Annotated in this window: 18 protein-coding genes and 1 tRNA gene; 10 read left to right on the plus strand and 9 right to left on the minus strand. The window is 73.0% G+C overall.

Annotation, left to right across the window (positions count from 1 at the left end; all coding sequences use genetic code 11):
• Positions 1 to 71: 71 nt before the first annotated feature.
• The gene (locus ABZ738_RS00970) at positions 72 to 617 is read right to left on the minus strand and encodes a CGNR zinc finger domain-containing protein (protein ID WP_131051636.1); all 546 of its coding nucleotides are present in this window, start codon (positions 615 to 617) and stop codon (positions 72 to 74) included.
• An 84-nt stretch (positions 618 to 701) separates the two neighbouring features.
• On the opposite strand from ABZ738_RS00970, the gene ABZ738_RS00975 reads away from it, so the two are divergent.
• The 3 genes from ABZ738_RS00975 to ABZ738_RS00985 are packed head-to-tail and all read left to right on the plus strand — an operon-like array spanning position 702 to position 3,899.
• A complete protein-coding gene (locus ABZ738_RS00975) occupies positions 702 to 1,661 on the plus strand; it encodes an EamA family transporter (RefSeq protein WP_357210202.1) in 960 nt (319 codons plus the stop codon).
• 13 nt (positions 1,662 to 1,674) lie between these two features.
• Positions 1,675 to 2,187 carry an HAD family hydrolase gene (locus ABZ738_RS00980; protein WP_357210204.1) on the plus strand — a complete coding sequence of 171 codons (513 nt, stop codon included), beginning with the start codon at positions 1,675 to 1,677 and terminating at the stop codon, positions 2,185 to 2,187.
• A gap of 35 nt (positions 2,188 to 2,222) precedes the next feature.
• A complete protein-coding gene (locus ABZ738_RS00985; RefSeq protein WP_131051633.1) occupies positions 2,223 to 3,899 on the plus strand; it encodes a S8 family serine peptidase in 1,677 nt (558 codons plus the stop codon).
• 83 nt (positions 3,900 to 3,982) lie between these two features.
• Here the strand turns inward: ABZ738_RS00985 and ABZ738_RS00990 are convergent, their stop codons facing one another.
• Complete coding sequence (locus tag ABZ738_RS00990) at positions 3,983 to 4,843, minus strand: hypothetical protein (protein ID WP_131051632.1); 861 nt, start codon at positions 4,841 to 4,843, stop codon at positions 3,983 to 3,985.
• 116 nt (positions 4,844 to 4,959) lie between these two features.
• Complete coding sequence (locus ABZ738_RS00995) at positions 4,960 to 5,640, minus strand: helix-turn-helix domain-containing protein (RefSeq protein ID WP_236145580.1); 681 nt, start codon at positions 5,638 to 5,640, stop codon at positions 4,960 to 4,962.
• Positions 5,641 to 5,703: 63 nt separating this feature from the next.
• Between ABZ738_RS00995 and cysS the strand changes: the two genes are divergently transcribed.
• Together cysS and rlmB are read left to right on the plus strand one after the other, a co-directional pair.
• Positions 5,704 to 7,119 (plus strand): cysteine--tRNA ligase, encoded by a 1,416-nt coding sequence (gene cysS, locus ABZ738_RS01000; RefSeq protein WP_176095385.1) that lies wholly within the window; start codon positions 5,704 to 5,706, stop codon positions 7,117 to 7,119.
• Positions 7,119 to 8,240, plus strand: coding sequence for a 23S rRNA (guanosine(2251)-2'-O)-methyltransferase RlmB (rlmB, locus tag ABZ738_RS01005; protein ID WP_357210208.1), 1,122 nt, complete (start codon positions 7,119 to 7,121; stop codon positions 8,238 to 8,240). The genes cysS and rlmB overlap by 1 nt, the downstream gene beginning before the upstream one ends.
• Positions 8,241 to 8,316: 76 nt before the next feature.
• On the opposite strand, the gene ugpC is transcribed toward rlmB, so the two are convergent.
• Positions 8,317 to 9,408 carry a sn-glycerol-3-phosphate ABC transporter ATP-binding protein UgpC gene (gene ugpC, locus ABZ738_RS01010; protein ID WP_131051629.1) on the minus strand — a complete coding sequence of 364 codons (1,092 nt, stop codon included), beginning with the start codon at positions 9,406 to 9,408 and terminating at the stop codon, positions 8,317 to 8,319.
• A gap of 324 nt (positions 9,409 to 9,732) precedes the next feature.
• On the opposite strand from ugpC, the gene ABZ738_RS01015 reads away from it, so the two are divergent.
• From ABZ738_RS01015 to ABZ738_RS01025, 3 genes are all read left to right on the plus strand, one after another.
• Positions 9,733 to 9,809 (plus strand) — tRNA-Thr (locus tag ABZ738_RS01015).
• Between the two features lie 110 nt (positions 9,810 to 9,919).
• Complete coding sequence (locus ABZ738_RS01020) at positions 9,920 to 10,756, plus strand: hypothetical protein (protein ID WP_131051628.1); 837 nt, start codon at positions 9,920 to 9,922, stop codon at positions 10,754 to 10,756.
• Positions 10,753 to 12,453, plus strand: coding sequence for a hypothetical protein (locus tag ABZ738_RS01025; RefSeq protein ID WP_357210212.1), 1,701 nt, complete (start codon positions 10,753 to 10,755; stop codon positions 12,451 to 12,453). The genes ABZ738_RS01020 and ABZ738_RS01025 overlap by 4 nt, the downstream gene beginning before the upstream one ends.
• 182 nt (positions 12,454 to 12,635) lie before the next feature.
• Here the strand turns inward: ABZ738_RS01025 and ABZ738_RS01030 are convergent, their stop codons facing one another.
• On the minus strand, positions 12,636 to 13,742 hold the full coding sequence (locus ABZ738_RS01030) for a glycosyltransferase (RefSeq protein WP_131055586.1): 1,107 nt from the start codon (positions 13,740 to 13,742) through the stop codon (positions 12,636 to 12,638).
• Positions 13,729 to 14,736, minus strand: coding sequence for a glycosyltransferase family 2 protein (locus ABZ738_RS01035; protein ID WP_131055588.1), 1,008 nt, complete (start codon positions 14,734 to 14,736; stop codon positions 13,729 to 13,731). The genes ABZ738_RS01030 and ABZ738_RS01035 overlap by 14 nt, the downstream gene beginning before the upstream one ends.
• A 177-nt stretch (positions 14,737 to 14,913) precedes the next feature.
• Between ABZ738_RS01035 and ABZ738_RS01040 the strand changes: the two genes are divergently transcribed.
• A complete protein-coding gene (locus ABZ738_RS01040) occupies positions 14,914 to 15,681 on the plus strand; it encodes an enoyl-CoA hydratase/isomerase family protein (RefSeq protein WP_236145930.1) in 768 nt (255 codons plus the stop codon).
• 146 nt (positions 15,682 to 15,827) lie between these two features.
• On the opposite strand, the gene ABZ738_RS01045 is transcribed toward ABZ738_RS01040, so the two are convergent.
• Positions 15,828 to 17,354: an FAD-dependent oxidoreductase gene (locus tag ABZ738_RS01045; RefSeq protein WP_131055592.1), complete on the minus strand. Its 1,527-nt coding sequence runs from the start codon at positions 17,352 to 17,354 to the stop codon at positions 15,828 to 15,830.
• Between the two features lie 106 nt (positions 17,355 to 17,460).
• Positions 17,461 to 17,937 (minus strand): MSMEG_6728 family protein, encoded by a 477-nt coding sequence (locus tag ABZ738_RS01050; RefSeq protein ID WP_131055594.1) that lies wholly within the window; start codon positions 17,935 to 17,937, stop codon positions 17,461 to 17,463.
• A 93-nt stretch (positions 17,938 to 18,030) separates the two neighbouring features.
• Between ABZ738_RS01050 and ABZ738_RS01055 the strand changes: the two genes are divergently transcribed.
• Positions 18,031 to 19,827, plus strand: coding sequence for an NAD-binding protein (locus ABZ738_RS01055; protein WP_176095378.1), 1,797 nt, complete (start codon positions 18,031 to 18,033; stop codon positions 19,825 to 19,827).
• A gap of 33 nt (positions 19,828 to 19,860) precedes the next feature.
• On the opposite strand, the gene ABZ738_RS01060 is transcribed toward ABZ738_RS01055, so the two are convergent.
• Positions 19,861 to 21,093, minus strand: coding sequence for an APC family permease (locus ABZ738_RS01060; RefSeq protein WP_357210218.1), 1,233 nt, complete (start codon positions 21,091 to 21,093; stop codon positions 19,861 to 19,863).
• Positions 21,094 to 21,095 lie beyond the last annotated feature (2 nt).

Here is a 21,095-nt window from a genome sequence, read left to right on the forward strand (position 1 = left end):
TTGACTCCGAGCGCAGCAGGACGGGGCGACGGGCAGCTTGGCGCGGTGGGCAGGACGGGGCGACGGGCAGCTCAGGTGCGGGCGGCGGCCTTGCGGGCGCGGTAGGCGCTGACGGCGGCCCGGTTGCCGCAACCCGCCTCGCAGAACCGGCGGGACCGGTTCTTCGAGAGGTCGACCAGTACGTTGTCGCAGTCGGGGTGGTCGCAGGTCCGCAGTCGGCGCAGCTCGCCGCCCCGGACCACGTCGGCGATCGCCATCGCCGCCTCGACCGCCATCCGGGTGGCCAGTGGGGCGTCGCGGGGGACGGCGTGCAGATGGTACGGCTCGTCGTCGTGCGTGATGAGCTGCGGCAGCGCGCGATGCTCGCGGAGCAGCCCGTTGACGATCTCGACGATCTCGTCGATGTCGGCGGACCAGAATCGTCGCAGCCGGGGGCGCAGGGCGCGTACCGCGCGGAGCTCGGCCTCGCTGTGCTCGTGCCGGCCGCTGTAGGAGTGGGTGACGTAGAACGCGTCCAGCGCGGCGACGTCGGGCAGCTTGTCGCCGTCCCGCCCGTCGGTGTTGACCAGCGCGGCGGCGGCGGTGAGCGAACATTCGGTGTCATGGGCGAAAAGCAACTTGACTCCTGTCGTGGCCCCGCTTTAGCGTCATCGGTGTAAGCCTAGTTTGCCCATGGCGGGCGACCGTGCCAAGGAGAGTCGATGCGTCATTCCCCCGTCGCGGGGGCCGGGCTCGCCCTGGCCCTGCTCTCCGCGGTCACGTTCGCCACCTCGGGCACCTTCGCCCGTTCGTTGATCAATGATGGCTGGTCCGCCGAGGCGGTCGTCGTCGCCCGGGTCGGCATCGCGGCTCTGGTGCTGGCCGGGCCGGCTCTGCTGGTGCTGCGGGGCCGGTGGGCGGTGCTGCGCCGCAACATCGCCTCGATCGGTGTCTTCGGGCTGCTCGGGGTGGCGCTCGCCCAGGTGTGCTTCTTCAACGCGGTCCGTTACCTGCCGGTCGGGGTCGCGCTGCTGCTGGAGTACCTCGGCATCATCCTCGTGGTCGGTTGGACCTGGCTGATCCAGGGGCAGCGCCCCCGCCGGCTGACCGTGGCCGGCTCGGCGGCTGCCCTCGCCGGCCTCTTCTTCGTGCTCGATCTCACCGGAGCCGGGCGGCTCGACCCGATCGGGGTGCTCTGGGGGTTGGGCGCGGCGGTCGGGCTGGCCGGCTACTTCGTACTGGCCGGCCGGGTCGACGCCGCACTGCCGTCGGTGGTCATGGCCAGTGGCGGGATGGCCGTCGGTGCCGGCGCACTGCTGCTGCTCGGCCTGCTCGGCGCGCTACCACTGCGGGCCGACTTCGGCACGGTCGAGTTCGCCGGGCGGGAGACGAGCTGGCTGGTGCCGATCGTCGGCCTCGCGCTGGTGGCGGCGGTGGTCGCATATCTGGCCGGGATCGCTGCGGCCCGCGTCCTCGGTGCCCGGATGGCCTCCTTCGTCGGGCTCACCGAGGTGATGTTCGCGGTGCTGATCGCCTGGCTGGTGCTGGGTGAGCTGCCGACGGTCGTGCAACTGCTCGGCGGGGCGTTGATCGTGGCCGGGGTGGCCCTGGTCCGCCTCGACGAACTGCGCGCACCCGTCATGCCCGACCAGGCGAAGGCGGCGGAGCCCGCCCTGACATGACACCCTTTTCGGCATGCTGAGCACGGTGGTGTTCGACGCCGACGAGACTCTGCTGGATCTGCGTCCGGCCGTCACCGGCGGGTTGGTGACCGTACTCGACGAGATGCGGCGACTGACCCCGGCGGCGGCCGAGGTGTCGCTCGCCGACCTGGAGTCGGACTGGGACGCCGTCTTCGGTGATCTGGCCTCGGCGCCGGTGACGGAGATCCGTCGGGCGGCGCTGGCCCGTTCGTTGGCCCGTGCGGACCTCGGCGGCCACCTGGACGAGTTGGCCGGGGTGCCGCCGTCGCAGGTGGTGCACGTCGGGGACAACCCGGCGTTCGACGTGGTCGGGGCGCAGCGGGCCGGTCTGCGGGCGATCTGGCTGAACCGACGGGGCGACTCACTCCCGGCCGGTGTGCTGCCGGACGCGACAGTGTCCTCGCTCGCGGAGTTGCCTGCCGTCCTGGTCGGCCTTTCCGGCGAAGCGGATCTTCCTCCGCGTAAGCGACGCCGGTCTGGCGAAACGTCATGCGTTGATGTCTGATGACGCCACGTCCCTCAAAGAGAGGATTCGATGTGGTGAGCAAGCGCTTCACCGTCGGTGTCGTCGCGACCGCGGCGGCACTGGCACTCACGGTGACGGGTTTGGGCGTGCCGGCCAGCGCCGAGCCGACGACCGTCCGAACGTTCACCGTGGTCGCGGAGGACGGGTTCTCCGCCGACGCGGCCCTCGCCGCGATCCGGTCGGCCGGCGGGACCGTGGTGTCCCGCACCGACGAGGTCGGCGTGTTCCAGGTGACCAGTGACCGGGCCGACTTCGCGACGAAGGCGACGGCCGCCGCTGCTCTGATCGGCGCCGCCGAGCAGAAGGCGATCGGCCGCAAGCCCAAGCTGGACCGGGTCGAGCAGGAACACCTGCTGGCCGTGGCCGCCGCGAAGGGGACCGGTAAGCAGCGGGGCAAGAAGCTGGACCCACTCGACGACAAGCTCTGGGGCCTGGAGATGATCCGGGCCGACAAGGCGCGCAAGATCGAGCCGGGCGACCGTCGGGTGACCGTCGGTGTGTTGGACACCGGCGTCGACGCCGCCCACCCGGACATCGCGCCGAACTTCAACTGGGCCCTGTCGCGCAACTTCGCCCCGGACATCCCCGAGATCGACGGGGAGTGCGAGGTGGCGAGCTGCCTCGACCCGGCCGGCACCGACGACGGCGGGCACGGTACGCACGTCGCCGGCACCATCGGTGCCGCCGCCAACGGCTTCGGCCTCTCCGGCGTCGCCCCGAAGGTCTCCCTGGTCAACCTCAAGGGTGGCCAGGACTCCGGGTACTTCTTCCTGAACCCGGTGGTCAACGCGCTGCTGCACGCCGGCCGGTCGGGCCTGGACGTGGTGAACATGTCGTTCTACGTCGACCCGTGGCTCTATAACTGCACCGCCAACCCGGCCGACTCCCCGGAGGCGCAGGCGGCGCAGCGGGCCACCATCCGCGCCATGAAGCGGGCCCTGACCTATGCCCACAACCGGGGCGTGACCCTGGTCGGCGCGCTCGGCAACAACCACGAGGACCTGGGCGACCCCCGGACCGACGTGTCCAGCCCGAACTACGGTGACGTCGCGCCGTACCCCCGGGAGATCGACAACGACAGCTGCTGGGACCTGCCCGCCGAGGGGCCGCACGTGATCAGCGTGTCCTCGGTCGGCCCGTCCGGCAAGAAGGCCGACTACTCCAACTACGGCACCGAGCAGACGGCGGTGGCCGCACCGGGTGGATGGTTCCGCGACGGGTTCGGCACCGACACGTTCCGCACCGACGCCAACATGATCCTCTCCACCTACCCGAAGAAGGTGCTCCAGGAGGAGGGGACGGTCGACGAGGCCGGCAACGTGGTGCCGGGCGCCGAGACCTTCGTGTTCAAGGAGTGCAAGGCCAACGGGCAGTGCGGCTACTACACGTACCTCCAGGGCACCTCGATGGCCGCTCCGCACGCCTCCGGCGTGGCCGCGCTCATCGTGAGCAGGCACGGCAAGCCGCAGGGCCGGGGCGGCTTCGGCCTGGCTCCGAAGCTGGTCGAGAAGCACCTGCTCCGCACCGCCACCGAGCGGGCCTGCCCCGAACCTCGGTTGCAGACCTACACCGACGAGGGCCGGCCGGCCGAGTTCGACGCGTACTGCGACGGTTCGGTGAACTTCAACGGCTTCTACGGCCACGGCATCATCGACGCGTACGCGGCGGTGACCGCCCCGCTGCGCCGGTGACCGGGTAGGACACCCGCCCTCGACGGGCGAACACACGGCCCGGCCGGGTTGCCCCCGGCCGGGCCGTCCCCCGTTCTGCTCCGTCACCGGCGGTCACCGTCGAGAAGCGCGCTGCCGATCTCGCGAGCGACCCCGGGGAGGTCCTGGTGCAGGCGCCGGCCGGTCACATGTCGCACCAGCCAGCCCGCACCGACCAGTGGATAGAGCCGCTGACCGTCGAACTCCACCGCCACGCGCTGCTCCGGCCAGGCCAGGCCGGGCCGCAGCACCACGCCGCCGGGCAGGGGCACCGGATGGTGGGCGACCGGGCGGGGCAGACCGGCCAACACCAGCCCGACCCGCAGCCGCGACTCGTCGGGGGACTGCGCGGCCGGGTCGGCCAGATCGAACACCCAGCGCGCCCGGCGTCCGCCGGGACGGTCGTCGTTCACGGCCGCCACCTCGTCCAACGCCGCCCGGGTGGTCAGCCCCCGGCCCAGCAGCGCGTCCACGATGCCGACCGAGCGGCTCGGCTCCAACCACACCGCGCTCTCCCAGGCGGCGCGGGCGGTGTCGGTGTGCGGGGGGACGCCCTTGATCGTCAACCCGGCCAGCGACTGCGGGGGCTCGGTGTGCACCTGGAGCCCACGCTGACTGCGCAGCCCGGCCCGGGGTGGCACCAGGACGTGGACGGCCTGGTCGAAGTCGGCGGCGTGCCCGATGCCGTGCAGGTAGGCCGCGGAGGGCCCGGCGACGGCCGCCCCGGCGGGCAGTTGCAGGGCCGCTGCGCGGCAGGCCAGGGTGTGGTCGCGGTCGAGCCGCGCGTCGGCGTAGACGTCGTGCCGCAGTCGGACCCAGGCGGAGTTGCGGAGTTGGTGGGCGGTGAGCAGACCTCGGCGGACGACGTCCGACCCGCGGAAGACCTGCCACGCCAGGGCGTCCGGTGGCTGTGTGCGAACTGGCATGACAGCAGCCTGCGGTCCGGCTCACCGACCGGGCGACCCCTGTGGACAACCGCGACGACGACCGGGACCACCGCCTGTGGACAACGCTCACCGAGTGCGCGTGATGTGGTATGCGGTCAGCTCAGCGCGGTGGCGATCGCGGTGGCGGCGGCGAGCACCTGCGCACCGACCGCCTCGGCATCCAGTGGAGCCAGCGCGACGACCCCCACGCTCGCCTCCAGACCGGGCACCCCGAGCACCGGCGCGGCCACCCCGTACGCGCCGGGTTGCAGCTCACCGGCGGTGCTCACCGGGCCGACGGCGCCGGTCCGCCCGGCGAGGATGGCCTGCCCGGCGGCACCCCGCTCCAGCGGGTGCCGGGCCCCGGTCCGGTACGCGACGTGGAACGACGTCCAACTCGGCTCGACCACCGCCAGCGCCACCCCCTCGCCGCCCTCCACCACGGTCAGGTGGGCGGTGGCCCCGGCCTGCTCGGCCAGGCGACGCAGCGCGGGCAGCGCCCCCTCGGCGAGCAGCGGTTGGGCCCGCCGGGCCAGGTGCAGCACGCCGGCACCGAGGCGGAGTCGACCTGCGGCGTCCCGGCGCAGCATCCCGTGCCCGGCCAGCGGGCCGACCAGACGGTAGACGGCCGCCCGACCGATGCCCAGCCGGGTCGCCGCCTCGGTGACCGTCAGCCCGCCCGACGCCTCCGCGACCAGGTGCAGCAGCCGCAGACCCCGGTCCAACGTCTGCGACGTCTCGCCACCGGGTACGGCGGGTGACGGCGGATCGATGTCGGGTGTCGCTGCGGAGTCCACGAGCAGCAGCGTACGACCCGGCTCCGGCGGACCCGGAAAACGACGGACGGCTACCCTTGTACGGTGACGCTACGCCTGTATGACACCGCCACCCGATCGGTGCGGGACTTCGTCCCGCGGGAAGCCGGCAAGGTGGGGGTCTACCTGTGTGGTCTCACCCTCCAGGCACCGCCGCACATCGGCCATCTCCGTTCCGGCGTCAACTACGACGTGTTACGGCGTTGGCTGCTGGCCGCCGGTTTCGAGGTCACCTTCGTCCGCAACCTGACCGACATCGACGACAAGATCCTGGTCAAGGCGCAGGAGCAGGCGCAGCCGTTCTGGTCGATCGCGTACGCCAACGAGTTGAAGCTCGGCGAGGCGTACCGGGCGTTGAACGTGCTGCCGCCGACCTACGAACCGCGCGCCACCGGGCACATCCCGGAGATGCACCAGCTCATCGCGGAGTTGATCGACCGGGGGCACGCGTACCCGGCCACCGACGACTCCGGGGACGTCTACTTCGACGTGCGGTCCTGGTCGGCGTACGGCGCGTTGTCCAACCAGTCGCCGGACGACATGCTCTCCGCCTGCGAGGGCCCGGAACGCGGCAAGCGGGACCCGCGTGACTTCGCACTCTGGAAGGGTGCGAAACCGGACGAGCCGACCGACGCCTACTGGTCGTCGCCGTGGGGACGGGGACGTCCCGGCTGGCACATCGAGTGCTCGGCGATGTGCTGGCGCTACCTCGGCGCCGAGTTCGACATCCACGGCGGCGGGCTGGACCTGATCTTCCCGCACCACGAGAACGAGCTGGCCCAGTCGCAGGCCGCCGACCTGCCGTTCGCCCGGTACTGGGTGCACCACGGCCTGCTCGGCATCGGCGGGACCAAGATGGGCAAGTCGCTGGGCAACACCCTCGACCTCGCCTACGTCGCCTCGCTCGGGGTACGCCCGGTCGAGCTGCGCTACTACTACGTGGCCGCGCACTACCGCTCCCGGATCGACTACTCCGAGGACGCGTTGCGGGAGGCTGCGGTCGCGTACCGGCGGATCGAGGGCTTCGTCCAGCGGGCCGTCGAACGGGTCGGGGTCGGCCAGGTCGGCGAGGTGCCGGCGGCGTTCGCGGCGGCGATGGACGACGACCTCAACACCTCGGCCGCGCTGGCCGTGCTGCACGACGTGCTGCGCGACGGCAACTCCGCGTTGGCGTGCGCGGACGATGTGACCGTCCGCACGACGCTCGCCGACGTCCGGGCCATGCTGGATATCCTCGGCGTCGACCCGCTCGACCCGGCGTGGGCGGGCGGCGCCCGGGCGAGCGACCTCCGTGGTGTGGTGGACTCCCTGGTCGCCCTGGCACTCGAACAGCGCGCACAGGCCCGGGTCCGCAAGGACTGGGCCGCCGCCGACGCGCTGCGGGATCAACTCAAGCGAGCCGGTGTGGTGGTCGAGGACACCCCGCAGGGCCCGCGTTGGACAATTGGAGAACATGACTGATGGCCGGCAATTCGCAACGCCGTGGCCGGCGGATGACGTCGAAGGCGGGGGCCCCGAAGGGCTCCGGCGGCAAGAACCGGGACTCCCTCGCCGGGCGTGGCCGGACCCTGCCGGCCGACGAACGTCCCTGGCACAAGGGTTACTCGGGCACCGAGAAGCTGCCCCAGCGCACCGCCTGGAAGCAGGAGAAGGAGCGTCGGGCGGCGGCCGAGGAGGGGCGCGCCCCCAAGATCGGCCAGCCCGGCAGCAAGGACACCACCTGGGGTCGTGGCGGCGGTCGGGGCACCCCTGCGGCCAAACCGGCCCGGGGTAAGCAGCCCGCCGGGCGTGGCGGCCCCCGGGTCGCGCCGGGCCGCAAGTCGAACCCGGCGAAGGACACGCCGGAGCTGCTGGTCGGGCGCAACCCGGTGCTGGAGGCGCTGCGCGCCCAGGTGCCGGCCACCGCGCTCTACACCGCGCAGGGCATCGACGTCGACGACCGGATGAAGGAGATCGTCCGGACGGCGGCCGACCGGGGCATCGCGATCCTTGAGGTCAGCCGCGCCGAGCTGGACAGGATGACCGGGGGCGTGCTGCACCAGGGCGTCGGCCTCCAGGTGCCGCCGTTCGCGTACCAGCCGTTCGAGGACCTGGTCGCGGCGGCGGTGGAGCAGGCGGCGCCGCTGCTGGTGGCGCTGGACGGCGTCACCGACCCGCGCAACCTCGGCGCGGTGATCCGCTCGGCCGCCGCGTTCGGCGCGCAGGGTGTGTTCGTACCCGAGCGGCGGGCTGCCGGGATCACCGCGACCGCCTGGCGGACCAGTGCCGGCGCGGCGGCCCGGGTGCCGGTGGCGCAGGTCACCAACCTGACCCGTTCGCTGAAGGCGTGCCAGGACGCCGGTTTCCTGGTCGTCGGCCTGGACGCCGACGGTGAGACGGACCTCTACGACCTGGAGGCCGCCGTCGGCCCGCTGGTCGTGGTGGTCGGCTCGGAGGGGCGCGGGCTGTCCCGGTTGGTCGGGCAGACCTGTGACCTGACGGTGAGCATCCCGATGATCTCCGAGGTGGAGTCGCTCAACGCGAGCGTCGCCGCCGCGGTGGCGCTCGCCGAGGTGGCGCGTCGCCGCGCCGTCGAGCTCTGACCCCGTCACGAGCCACGAGGAGTACGCGGAAGGGGCGGCCCGCCGATCGGCGGGCCGCCCCTTCGCGGTTGCTACGTCAGATCCGCTTGCCGTTGGTGGCGTGGAAGACGTGGCTGCGGCCGGTACGCGGCTTCACGAAGATCGTGTCGCCCATGTTCGGGCTGTGCTGCCGGTCGGTCCGCACCACGAAGCGCTCGGAGGAGCCGTCCAGGGCGGCGTGCCCGTAGACGTTGGCGTCCGAACCGAGGTCCTCGACCAGCTCGACGACGACCGGCATGCCGCCCTCGGTCGGGCTGACGATGTCGCAGTCCTCCGGGCGGAAGCCCACGGTGACCTTGCCGTCGCCACCCTCGGCGCGGGCCGCCTCGGCCTGCTCGCGGGTCAGCGGGACGAACAGCTCGGCGAACGCCGCGCCCTGTTCGGTGAGCGGCACGGTCTTGATGTTCATCGCGGGCGAACCCATGAAGCCGGCGACGAAGACGTTGGCCGGGGTGTCGTAGAGCGCACGCGGGGTGTCCACCTGCTGGAGCACACCGTCGAGCATGACCGCCACCCGGTGACCCATGGTCATGGCCTCGACCTGGTCGTGCGTCACGTAGACGGTGGTGACGCCGAGCTTGGCCTGCAGCGAGGCGATCTGGGTACGGGTCTGCACCCGGAGCTTGGCGTCGAGGTTCGACAGCGGCTCGTCCATGAGGAAGACCTGGGGCTCCCGGACGATGGCCCGGCCCATCGCGACCCGCTGGCGCTGACCACCGGAGAGCGCCTTGGGCTTACGGCTGAGGTACTCCTCCAGCTGGAGCAGCGCCGCCGCCTCCTTGACCCGACGGTCGATCTCGGCCTTGGAGGTCTTGCGCAGCTTGAGCGCGAACGCCATGTTCTCGTACACCGTCATGTGCGGGTACAGGGCGTAGTTCTGGAAGACCATCGCGATGTCGCGGGCCTTCGGGGGGAGGTGCGTGACGTCCCGGTCGTCGATGTAGATCGCGCCGTCGTCGACGTCCTCCAGGCCGGCGAGCATGCGCAGGCTGGTGGACTTACCACAACCGGAGGGGCCGACCAGGACGAGGAACTCCCCGTCGCCGATCTGGAGGTCGAGCTGGTTGACCGCGGGGCGTTCGGTGCCCGGGTAGATCCGGGACGCCTTCGCGTACGTGACCGTAGCCATGAGGGGGTGCGCTTCCTTTCACCGGCAGGAACGTGCCGGACGATCCGAGTGAAGGAGCGACCGGCACAGGAGACCCGTACCGGCGCGACGGACGACGTGAGGCGAACCCCGGTGTCGTCCGTGTCAATGCACGGTAAACGGCTTTCGCCGCAATGCCAAGGTTCGGGACGATGCATGGGACTGAGAGCATTCGCATTCCGGTCACTCGGGCACGGTCGGACACGAATCGACGCCTGCGGGTCGGGATGTTGACGTTTCCCGTGCTCGGGACCCCTGCCGAGCGGGAAAAGCAGACGTCGGTCGCTATGCTGACCGGGAAACAACGCCCCTGTAGCTCAGCTGGCCAGAGCACCCGCCTTGTAAGCGGGATGTCGCCGGTTCGATCCCGGCCGGGGGCTCCATCCGTATCGCGCACGGAACACCGGGCGACACCTCGTCGTGGCCGGGCGTTCAGGCGGGCTGGTTACCGTCCGCCTGAACGCCCCCGCCACCACCAGGGACACCCACCGCCGTGCACCACGCGAACCACTACTACGGGCACTCCCACGTGCTGTCCCGCTACTGCGGACTCGACGACCGGGAGCCGCCCCGCGTACCCGGTTACCTGCAACACGGCTGGAACATCGGCGACGGGATGGCTCCCGACCACGAGTTCGTACCCGGGGTGCCGTTGTTCCTCTGGTCCGAGCGGACGCGTCGACGCGCCTGGTCCCTCGGGCACCGGCGGACGTACGTGGTCGGCGCGCCCTTCGCGTACCTGGCCGCCCTGACGCCCGAGGAGCCGTCCCGGCGGGAGGGCACCATCTGGTACCCCTTCCACGGCTGGGAGGGACAGCGGATCCTCGGCGACCACGGCCGGCTGGTCGACGAGATCCGGGCCGTGGAGCCGGGCCCGGTGACGGTCTGCCTCTACTGGCAGGAGCACCGGTCGAAGCGGGTCCGCACGTACTACGAGCGGGCCGGGTTCCGGGTCGTCTGCCACGGCTACCGGGGTGGCCGGTGGACCGACCTCGACCCGGAGTTCCTCGGCCGGCAGCTCACCGAACTGCGCCGGCACCGGCGGGTCGCCTCCAACCGGCTGTGCAGCGCGATCCTCTACGGCGTCCTGGCCGGCTGCGAGCCCGCCGTGTACGGCGACCCGATGGAACTGGCCGGGGAGACTCCCGTCTGGGGCGGCCAGCCACGCATCCGTCGCCAGTGGGCCGACCTGCACGGCTCCCGGGTCGAGGTGACCGTCGCCCGCGAACTGGCCGACGCCGAGCTGGGTGCCGACCGCCTGCTCACCCCCGCCGAGATGCGCCACCTGTTCCGCTGGCCGCACCCTGCCGTCGTACCGGCTCCGGTATGACCTCCGGAAGCCCGCGCCTGCTCGGCGGCGAGATGCTCGCCTGGTCGGACCTCGACGGATCGCGTGGCCCCGGCCCGGTGGGCGGTCCGACGTTGACCGGGCTGCTGACCGCCGTCGGCGGACGCACCCTGGTGGTCGGCCCGCACCACCCCGACCTGCTCGACGCGGTGCCGTCGCCCGACCTGACGATCCTGGTACGCGGGCTGCCGGACGCCGAGACACTGACCACCCGGTACGCCGATCGGCCGGAAGTCCAGGTGTACTGCGGCAGCCCCGAGAAGCTGCCCGCCTCGCCGCAGTACGACACCCTGGTCGCCCTGGACGGCCTGGGTCGGCTCACCTCGGTCGAAGGGTCGGATCTGAGCTGGACGGACCTGTTCGACCTGCTGGTGTCGATGCTGCGCCCCACCGGTCGACTGCTGCTCGGAGCGGAGAACCTCCTCGGGCTGCACCGGCTGCCGTGGCCGCCGCCGGAACGCACCGACTCCGACTGGACCGCGCCGGAGGAGTACGACCACACCCGCCCTGGCGGCCTGCCCCGGCTGCGGGACCGGCTGGCCGCGTCCGGTCTGTGGACCGTCGGCACCTGGGCCACGTTCCCCGGCCCGCGTACGCCGACCGCCCTGCTCGGTACCGACCTGCTGGCCGACACCGACCTGACCGGCTTTCTCCAGGCAGCCCTGAGCGCGACCGATCCGGGGCCTTCCGTGCCGCCGCCCGCCGAACTGGGCCCGCTCGCCGAACTGGGCCGATCCGTGCCGCCGCTCGCCGATCCGGCGCGGTTGGCCGTGGTGGCGCTCCGGCACGGGGGCGCCACGGAGCTGGCCCCCGGCTGGGTGGTGCTGGCCGAGCGACTCGCCGGCACCAACACCAACACCAACACCACTCCGGAACGGCATGACGACTCGGACGAGGGCGCCGATCCGGTCGGGAGTCGACCGCCGGCGGCGGTGCTGAGCTGGGGCGGCCGGCGGGGGCGAGAGGTCCACCGTGGTCCGGCTGGCGGATGGCGGTACGCCGACGGGGCGGTGGTGCCGTCGGGGCGTACCGCCGAGGATCTGGTGCTTGCCGCGACGGCGCGGCGGGAGGTGCCCGCGCTGCGTGCGCTGTTGACCGCCTGGCAGGCCGGTCCGCTCGCGGACGTGCCGGCGGACCAGGTGGTGGTCCCACCGCACGGTGCCTGGCACGCCGTGACGGCGGCCGAGCCGACCGAGGTGGTCCGGCGGGCGTACGCCGAGGCGACGGGCCGCACCGAGTCCCCGACCGGGCCGGTGGAGGGGGAGTCGCGGGAGGTCGGGTCGGACGTGGTGTTGCGCCGGTTGGCGTCCCGGATGATCGATGCCGGGCTGGCGTACCTCTGGCCGGCCGGTGAGCTGACGTCCACTCTGGCCACCCTGGCGGGGCGGGATCCGGTGCCGTTCGCCGACGACCGTGCGCAGGCGGTCGCAGGGGGGTGGCGGGAACTGCTCGTCGACCGGGACGAGCTGGCCCGGGAGGTGGCCGAGGCCCGTGCCCTGACGCAGTGGTACGAGCGGACGCTGACCGAGCGGGACCGCGAGTTGACCCGGTTGCGGCGGATCGTCTCGCTGGTGAGTGGCACCCCGACCGCCCGTGCCGGCCGAATCCTGCTCGCCGGTGCCCGCACCGCCCGTCGTACCGCCCGCACCGCCCTCCACCACCTCCGCCACCCCACCTGACCCCACCCCACCCCACCCACCCACCCACCCGCCCCGCCCGCGCGATCCCGTCCGCCCCGCGCCGCCCGGATTCCGCCGATCATGGAGTGGTGGTCAGTGCAAAGAGGGCTCAAAGGTGCGTATCGCCTACCACCACTCCATGATCGCCGAGGGAAGAGGGGGGCGGGGGCGGGGCGACGAGGTCAGCGGAGGGCGGCGTAGAGGGATTCCAGGGCGCGGGTTTGGCGGTGGAGGTCGAAGCGGGTGGCGGCGTGACGGTGGGCGTGGTCACCGAGACGGTGGCGTAGGCGTGTGTCGGTGAGGAGCCGACGGAGGTTGGCGGCGAGAGCGGGTGGATCGGCCTCGGGTCCGAGCAGGCCGTTCACCTCGTGCGTGACCGCTTCGGGGATGCCGCTGTGGTACGTCGACACCACCGGTACGCCCAGACTCGCCGCCTCCAGGATCGTGGTGGGAAGCCCCTCGGTGTCGCCGTCGGCGGCGGTACGGGACGGGGCGGCGAGCACCCGGGATCCGGCGATGTGTCGCATCACCTCGTCCGGTGGCAGTGCCCCGGCGAAGGTGGCGTCCACTCCCGACCGCTCGGCCTGGGCGCGTACGTGGGCGTGCAGTGGACCGGTGCCGATGAGCAGTACCCGGGGGCGCAGATCGTCGAGCAGGCTCACGGCCTCGACGAGGTCGTCCACGCCCTTCTTCTCGACGAAGCGGCCGACGAAGACGACGTCCCAGTTCTTGGGGCCGTTGGGCGGCTCGGCCGGTACGGGTACGCCGGTGTGGTGGACACGTACCTTGGTCGGGTCCGCGCCCAGCTCCAGCGCCCGGTCGCGGATCGGGCCGGAGACGGCCAGGATCATCGCGGCCCGGTCGAAGGCGGTCCGGAGGTGACGTCGGTGGCGGGTGCCCCGCCAACCCGGGGTGGACGGCTGTCGGGTGACGTCCAGCCCGTGCAGGGTGATCACCAGCGGGATGCCGAGCCGGGTCGCGGTGCGGCTGACCAGCCAGCCGTCTCCGCCGAAGTGGGCGTGGACCACGTCGGGCCGGAGCCGGGCCAGCATCCGGTGCAGGCGGGGCAGCTCGCCGGTCAGCCGGAGCCGCAGCCAGTCCCGGCGGCCACGGGGGGTGTCCGGGCAGAGCAGGACGTCGGTGTCCCGGCTCAACGGCGAGTCGATCCGGACCGCACCCAGGTGGACCGCGCGCCAGGTGGGCAGCGCGTCGGCCTGGTGGCGGACGAACGTCTCCGACCCGGGCAGCAGGCAACTCCGCCAGACCACCACGACCCTATCGCCGGACATCGGCTCCGGGCTCCGCCGCCACCGGGTCCGAGGTGGGAGGCGGGGCAGGGACGGGGCGTACGGGTCGACGGCCGAGGATGCGATCGCGTACCCGGTGGCGCAGGGATGGTGGGATCAGCCAGATCTGCGCGAACGTGAGGTAGTCGACCAGCCCCGGGTCGCCGTGCCGGTGTGCTTCGGCCAGCAGCAGGCGGAAGACCCGGAGACTGCGGGTGGGCGCGGCCATCGAGCTGATGATGCTCATCGTGATCGCCGCGTACGCGCGCGGGGTGATCAGCGGCCGGATGCCGCGCAGCCAGGCGAGTTGCGCCTCCCACGGCGAGCTGAGGCTGATCCGGGGACGGTCCTCGTCCTGGTGCCACAGCACCAGCGGTTCGGCGGCGAAGACCAGTGCGACGTCGGGGTGGCCGGTGGCGCGGACGGTCCAGTCGAGTTCCTGCTGCCGGCGTAGGCCGACGGTGAACGGGACCCGGCGCAGCAACTCGGTCGGTGCCATGATCGTCGAGGTCTGGATGAAGCCGTCACCGTGGAACAGGCCCCGGCGCACGGTCAGGTACTCGCTGATCGGCTCGCCCGGCTCGGGGAGGCGGCGGGGCAGCACGAACTCCGCCCGGGGCGTCTTGTTGATCAGACGGCTGGCCACGACCGGGCTGGGCACGCGGGTGCGTCGGGCCAGGTCGAGCTGGACGGCGAGCTTGGTGGGCAGCCATTCGTCGTCATCGTCGAGCAGTGCCGTCCACGGCGCGCGGGCCTCGCGTACGCCGCTGTTGCGGGCGTTCGGCGCGCCGCCCCGGCCGGGCAGCTCCACCACGCGTACCCGGGGGTCGCCGATCTCGGCGAGGGCCGCGCCGGTGGCGGCGTCCGGTCCGTCGACGACCACGATGACCTCGATGTCGGTCACGGTCTGGGCGAGGACGCTGCGGACCGCGCGGGTCACCAACGCGGGCCGGGCGAAGGTCGGCACGACCACGCTGACCTGGGGTGTGGAAACCATGCTCACCTGCTCGCTCGGGCCGGGTGGGAGGTGCGCGCAGGACGACGCTGTCAGGCGTGGGCGGCCCGCCGGTGAATGCCGGGCAGCTACCAGGCGTACACCTCGGGTCACCGGACGGCCGACGGGCCCGGCGGCGGTGCGGGTTACCCTCAGGCCGTCGGCAGGAGGGGGTGGACGGTGGCGGACGCGGAACTCGTGGTCGAGGTGACCGGCCCGGTGGCCACGGTGGTGATCCGCAACCCGGGTCGCCGCAACGCGATGACGACGGCGATGTGGCGGCAGCTGCCGGTGCTGCTCGACGGCCTGGAGGCCGATCCGGCGGTACGCGTCCTGGTGCTCACCGGCGCGGACGGCACCTTCTGCGCCGGTGCCGATCTGGGTGACCTCGACGAGGTGCTGGACCCCGGTGACGGCAACGTGGTGGACGTGGCGGAGCAACGGCTGGCCGACGTCGCCAAGCCGACCGTCGCCGCGGTGCAGGGTGCCTGCGTCGGCGGCGGCTGCCTGCTCGCCGTCGCCTGTGACCTGCGGCTGGCCGCCGATGACGCGCGGTTCGGCGTACCGCCTGCGCGGCTCGGCCTGGTCTATCCGGCGCCGGCCACCCGACGGCTGACCCGGCTGGTCGGCCCGTCGACGGCCAAACACCTGCTCTTCACCGGTGAGCTGGTCGACGCCGGCCGGGCGCTGCGGACCGGCCTGGTGGACGAGGTGCTGCCCGGCGACGGTCTGGCCGCCCGGGTCGACGCACTCACCGCGACGATCGCCGAGCGTTCACAGCTCAGCGTCGCCGCCGCCAAGGAGATCGTGGACGGTCGGGCCGACGCGGACCGCGTCGCCTGGTGGCACGGGCAGGCGCGGGACAGCGGCGAGGCTCGGGAGGGCGTCGCGGCCTTCCACGAACGGCGTCCGGCCCGGTTCGGCTGGACCCCGCCTACTGCCGGCTGACCCGCCCGCCTGAGCTGCTCGGCCTGACCGGCTCGCCCTGACTTGCCGGTGCTGGCCCGGCCGCGCCGACCTGCTCGCCCTGACCCGGCCGCCGCGACCCGCTCGCCCTGATCCTGCCGGTCAGGGGGCGGGCGAGAACCGACGGCTCAGGGACGGGCGAGCAGACCTCGGGGGCGTACCGAGTGGATCGGCTCGGCCGCGCCCCCCTCGGCCCGCAGGATGTGGTTGGCGGCCAGGATGCCGGTGGCCGCGGACCGTTCCATCAGCGCGCTGGGGAAGTCGGTGCGGATGCCGTCGCCGGCCAGGTAGAGCCCGGCGGCCTCGGTGCGTACCCCGGGCCGGCCGGGATGACTGCCGGGGGTGAAGGCGGGGGCCTTGGCCTCGACCCGGGCACGCCGCTCGCGGACCCGCAGCCGGTGCGCCTCCGGCCAGAGCGCGCCCAGCTCGGCCCACATCCGGTCGGCCACCTCGTCGGCGGGCACGTCCGGATCGCAGGCGTACGCGTGCAGCTCGATCACCGAGCCGCCGGTCTGCGCGGCCCAGCGTCGCGGCTCCTCCTCCAACCGGTGGTACAGCGTCACCGAGTCCAGGGTGGCCTGCCGGGACACCCCGTTGAAGGTCGCCCGACCCGGGTCCACGTCCCCGTCGCACCAGTGCCTCGCCACCGCGTACGGCGGGCCGGGCCGACCGTACGCGGGCATCGCCGCCGCCAGCGTCGGTGCCTCCTCGGCCAGTGCCGGTGCGGCAGCGACCAGGTCGGCCAGGGCCGGCGGGTCGAGGGCCAGCACCACGTGCCGGGCCGGGTACGAGCCGTCGGTGGTGCGTACCCGCCAGCCGGTGCCCTCACGGTCCAGCGCGGTCGCCGCGACACGGGTGCGGACGCGACCGCCGTGGCGTTCCACGTACCGGGTCAGCGGCTGCCAGATCGCGGTGGCGTAGTCCTCGTCCGGGCAGTCGAAGGCCAGCCCCTCGGGGTTGCCGAGCAGATAGAAGTGGAACTGCGCGATCATCTCGGCGGCCGACATCTGCGCCTCGTGGTTGAAGAACGAGTGCGAGAAGACCTCGAAGAGCATGGCCCGGGCGCGGTCCGGCAGCCGCAGCGAGGTGAGCAACTCGTCGGCGGTGCGGTGGTCGAACTCGGCGTAGGTGCGCTCCGGGTGGTAGGTCAGCAGCGGCAGGGCGGCGTCCCGGTCCATCGTGCGCAGGTCACGCAGCCGCAGGCTGGGGCTGCGGGCGAGCAGGGTGAGCAGGTTGGCCGGCGGGGCGGGTGGCAACCGTCCGAACTCCTCGGTCGGCCACTGCGCGCTGAGCACCGGGTAACCGGGCATCGGGCGCAGGAACCGCAGCGTCGGATCGACCCGACGCAGGATGTTGCGCCAGTTGTAGTACTGCCGGAAGAAGGCGTGGAAGCCGTGTTCGTCGACCTGCGGGGTGCCGTCGGCGAGCGCGTCGGGCCAGGCGCCGAGCCGGCCGCCGAGCGTCGGCGCGGCCTCCAGCACCGTCACCTCGACACCGCGTTCGGCGAGCACCACCGCCGCCGACATGCCGGCGATGCCGCCACCGACCACGACCGCCTGCACGGGACGCGGCACCCGGGTCGCGCCACCGCCGCCCGGGTCCACCTGGTGCGGCCGTACGCCGATGAGCCGACCGAACACCTGAGACAGCTTCACACCGCACCTCCCGATCGCCCCACAGTCTGCCCGACGCGGTCGGCAGCGCCCGAAGTGTAAGGAGGGGACCCCTGTAATACACGAGGCGATAGCAGGGGGCCCTTCCTTACACGGTGGGGCGGCGGTCGGAGTCGGGCCAGACGTACTCGACGTCGATGGGGGTGTCGTCCCCGAAGATCGGGCGGTAGTGCGTGGGATCCTTGCGCAGCAGCGACGAGCGGTGGCTCAGGTGCAGGTCGGCGCGACCGAGCCAGGGCGGCAGCTCACCCGCCTCGGCCAGCTCCTGCTGGGTACGGACCCGCGTGATGTCCCGGGCGTCGGCGAGGTCGACGGTCAGCGTGGTGGCGCAGGTGTCGGCCCGTCCGGTGGCGCTCCAGACCGCGCAGACGTCCAGGCCGTACCGGGTGAGGGCCTCCTCGTAGCCGGTCCACATCTTCACCGCGGGGTGGTGCCGCCAGCCGTACCCGGGGCGGGTCAGTCCACGCAGCACCTGGATCGCCTCCACCCGCTGCTTGCCGAGCCGCCGTTGGTCCAGCACGTGGGCGCTGGCCAGGAAGTCCGGGTACGGCAGGAAGGTCTGCATGGGGCTTGCCGTACCCGTCCTCGACCCGGACATGCCGGGCAGGGGTCTTCATGATCGTCGCGGGGCTGCGCGGACTGCGACCGGCTGTTTACCATGCGAAGCATGGCGGAGCCGCTGATCGATCGCGCCCGGCGGGCAGGCCGCCGGTTGCGGGTCAACGGCGAGCCACGGGCGCACTACGTGGTCTGCGGCCAGGATCCGCTGGCGTACTGGGTGGTGCGGGCGATGCTGGCCAGCGAGACGCAGACCGGGCGGTTGAGGATCACCCTCGTCGTGCCCGAGCGGCAGCGGTCGCCCGGCCCGGACGGGCGTGACCTGCCCGGCATCGAGGTGGTCCCGGCCGACCGGCTGGACGAGGCGACGTTCCGCCGGGCCGGGTTGGCCGGCGCGGCCGGGTTGGCCCTGTTGCACCAGGATGACGTGGGCAACATGCAGGCCGCCCTCTGCGCGCAGGAGGTCGAGCCCCGGCTGCGGCTGGTCGTGCGGATGTTCAACACCGGCCTGGCCAACGGCGTACGGCAGATCTTCCCCGACTCGTCGGTGCTCTCCGACGCCTCGATGGCCGCCCCGGCCTTCGTGGCCGCCGCGCTCGGCGAGGTCGCGCCGACGCACTTCCGACACGGCGGGCGCACCCTGTACGTGGCCCGCCGCGACGACGTCCGCCCGAGCGAGATCGTCTGCGGGGTGGCCGACACCCGCGACCCCCAGCAGGACCTGGTGCTTCCCGCCGACGACGAGGACGCCGACGTGGTGCTCGCGGAGGCCGTCGGCCGCCCGGCCGGCACCGAGTTGGCCGCCCGCCGGCTGGTCCGGGCCCGGCGTCGACGGCGCCCGGTGGCGATGCTGCTCGGGGCCGTACGCGGCTTCGCCACCCGCAAGATCGGCATCGCGGTGTTCGTGCTGCTCGCCGTGATCGCCGCGTTTGGTGCCCTCTACGGGCGCGCCGCTCACGTCTCCTGGGCCAATGCGCTCTACCTGACCATGGTCACCACGCTCACCGGGCAGGACCCGGACATCGAGAAGGACAGGGCCGAGAAGGTCATGCAGGTGGTGCTCAACCTCGCCGGGGTGGCCCTGATTCCGCTGATCACGGCGGTGGTCGTCGACGGTGTGGTCCGGGCGAGGCTGGCCCTGCACGCCGGGCGGAACTTTGTCGAGCGTTCCGGGCACGTCGTGGTGGTCGGCCTGGGCAACATCGGCACCCGGGTGATGGCCCAGCTCAACGACTTCGGCGTCGAGGTGGTCGCGATCGACAGCAACGCCGACGCCCGGGGTGCCGGGTTGGCCCGGCGGCTGGGCGTACCGCTGGTGGTGGGCGACGCGGCGCAGGAGGAGACGCTGCGCGCCGCCTCGATCGCCACCTGCCAGGCGCTGGTGGTGGTCTCCACCGACGACGGCGCCAACCTGCGGGCGGCGCTGAACGGCCGGACGGTGAACGACCAGCTCCGGGTGGTGCTGCGGCTCTTCGACGGCGACTTCGCCGAGCGGGTGCAGCGGGCCTTCGGCATCGGCACCTCCCGCAGCGTCTCCTATCTGGCGGCACCGTCGTTCGCGGCGGCCCTGCTGGACCGCGCGGTGATCGCCACCATCCCGGTCGGCCGGCACGCGCTGCTGGTCACCGAGGTCGCGGTGGCGGCCGGTTCGAGGCTGGACGGCCGGACACTCGCCAGCGTCGGCCGACCGGGCAGCGTCCGGTTGCTCGCGCACGCCCGGGTCGGGCAGCGTCTCGACTGGTCACCGGACCGGCGGATGATGGTCTCGGCGGGGGACCGGCTGACCGTGATGGCCCGCCGGGCCGGGCTGAACTCCCTGCTCCGCGAGGTCGCTCCACCCGAGCCGGAGCCGCCGGCACCGACCGGCCCACCGGTGCCGCGCGAGGCCGAGGAGTGACGGCACCGGCCACCACCGAGTGAGCAGCTCGGGTCAGGCGCGGGTGGGGCGCAGCGCGTACCAGGCGGCGCCGAGGGCGAGTACGCCGAGGCCGGCGAGCACGCTGGTCAGCGGCAGGTTGACCGCGAGCAGGACACAGCCGACCAGCCCCAGCACGGCGAGGGCCCGCACCGGCAGTCTCCGCTCCGGGTCCCGGCCGAGGGTCAGCGCCGCCGCGTTGGTGATCGCGTAGTAGACCAGCACGGTGACGCTGGAGAAGCCGATCGCGGCCCGGACGTCACCGAGCGCCACCACCAGGATCACCACGGCGGCGACGGCCAGTTCGGCGCGGTGCGGCACCCGGTGTACGGGGTGCACGGTGGCCAGGGCGGCGGGCAGGTCGCGGCGGCGGGCCATCGCCAGCGTGGTGCGACCCACCCCGGCCAGCAGGGACAGCAGCACCCCGGTCACCGCGACGGTCGCCCCGGCGCGGACCACCCAGGCCAGGCCGGGCAGCCCGGCGGCGCTCACCACGTCGGCCAGCGGTGCGGTCGACCCGGCGAGCCGGTCCGGCCCGAGCACACCGAGTGCGATCACGGCCAGCACCAGGTAGACCACCAGCACCAGGCCGAGCGCCAGCGGCACCGCCCGGGGGATGGTCCGCTCCGGCTCCCGGACCTCCTCGCCGAGGGTGGCGATCCGGGCGTACCCGGCGAAGGCGAAGAAGAGCAGGCCGGCGGCGGTGAGCACGCCGCGCGCGGAGCCGCCGGGCTGGTCGATCCGAGCGAGCTGGACGCCGGTCGCGCCGGCCACCGCCACCACAGCCAGCACCGCCAGCACGACCAGCACCAGAAGCCGGGTGGCGGTGGCGGTCTTGGCGACGCCGCGCAGGTTCACGCCGGTCACCGCGACGACGGCGGCGACGGCCACGAGCCGGGCCTGTCCGGGCCAGAGGTACGCCCCGACGGTCAGCGCCATCGCCGCGCAACTCGCCGTCTTGCCGACCACGAACCCCCAGCCGGCGACGAACCCGGCGAACGGGCCGAGCCGTTCCCGCCCGTAGACGTAGGTGCCGCCGGACTCCGGGTAGCGGGCCGCCAGTCGGGCCGAGCTGGTCGCGTTGCAGAACGCCACCGCACCGGCCAGCGCCAGCGCGACCAGCAGTCCGGTGCCGCCGGCTGCCGCGGCGGCCGGAGCGAAGACCACGAAGACGCCCGCGCCGAGCATCGAGCCCAGACCGATGACGACCGCATCCGGTACGCCCAGCCGCCGCACCAACCGTTCCACGG

This window comes from Micromonospora sp. NPDC047793, assembly GCF_040642635.1.
Taxonomy (GTDB): domain Bacteria; phylum Actinomycetota; class Actinomycetes; order Mycobacteriales; family Micromonosporaceae; genus Micromonospora.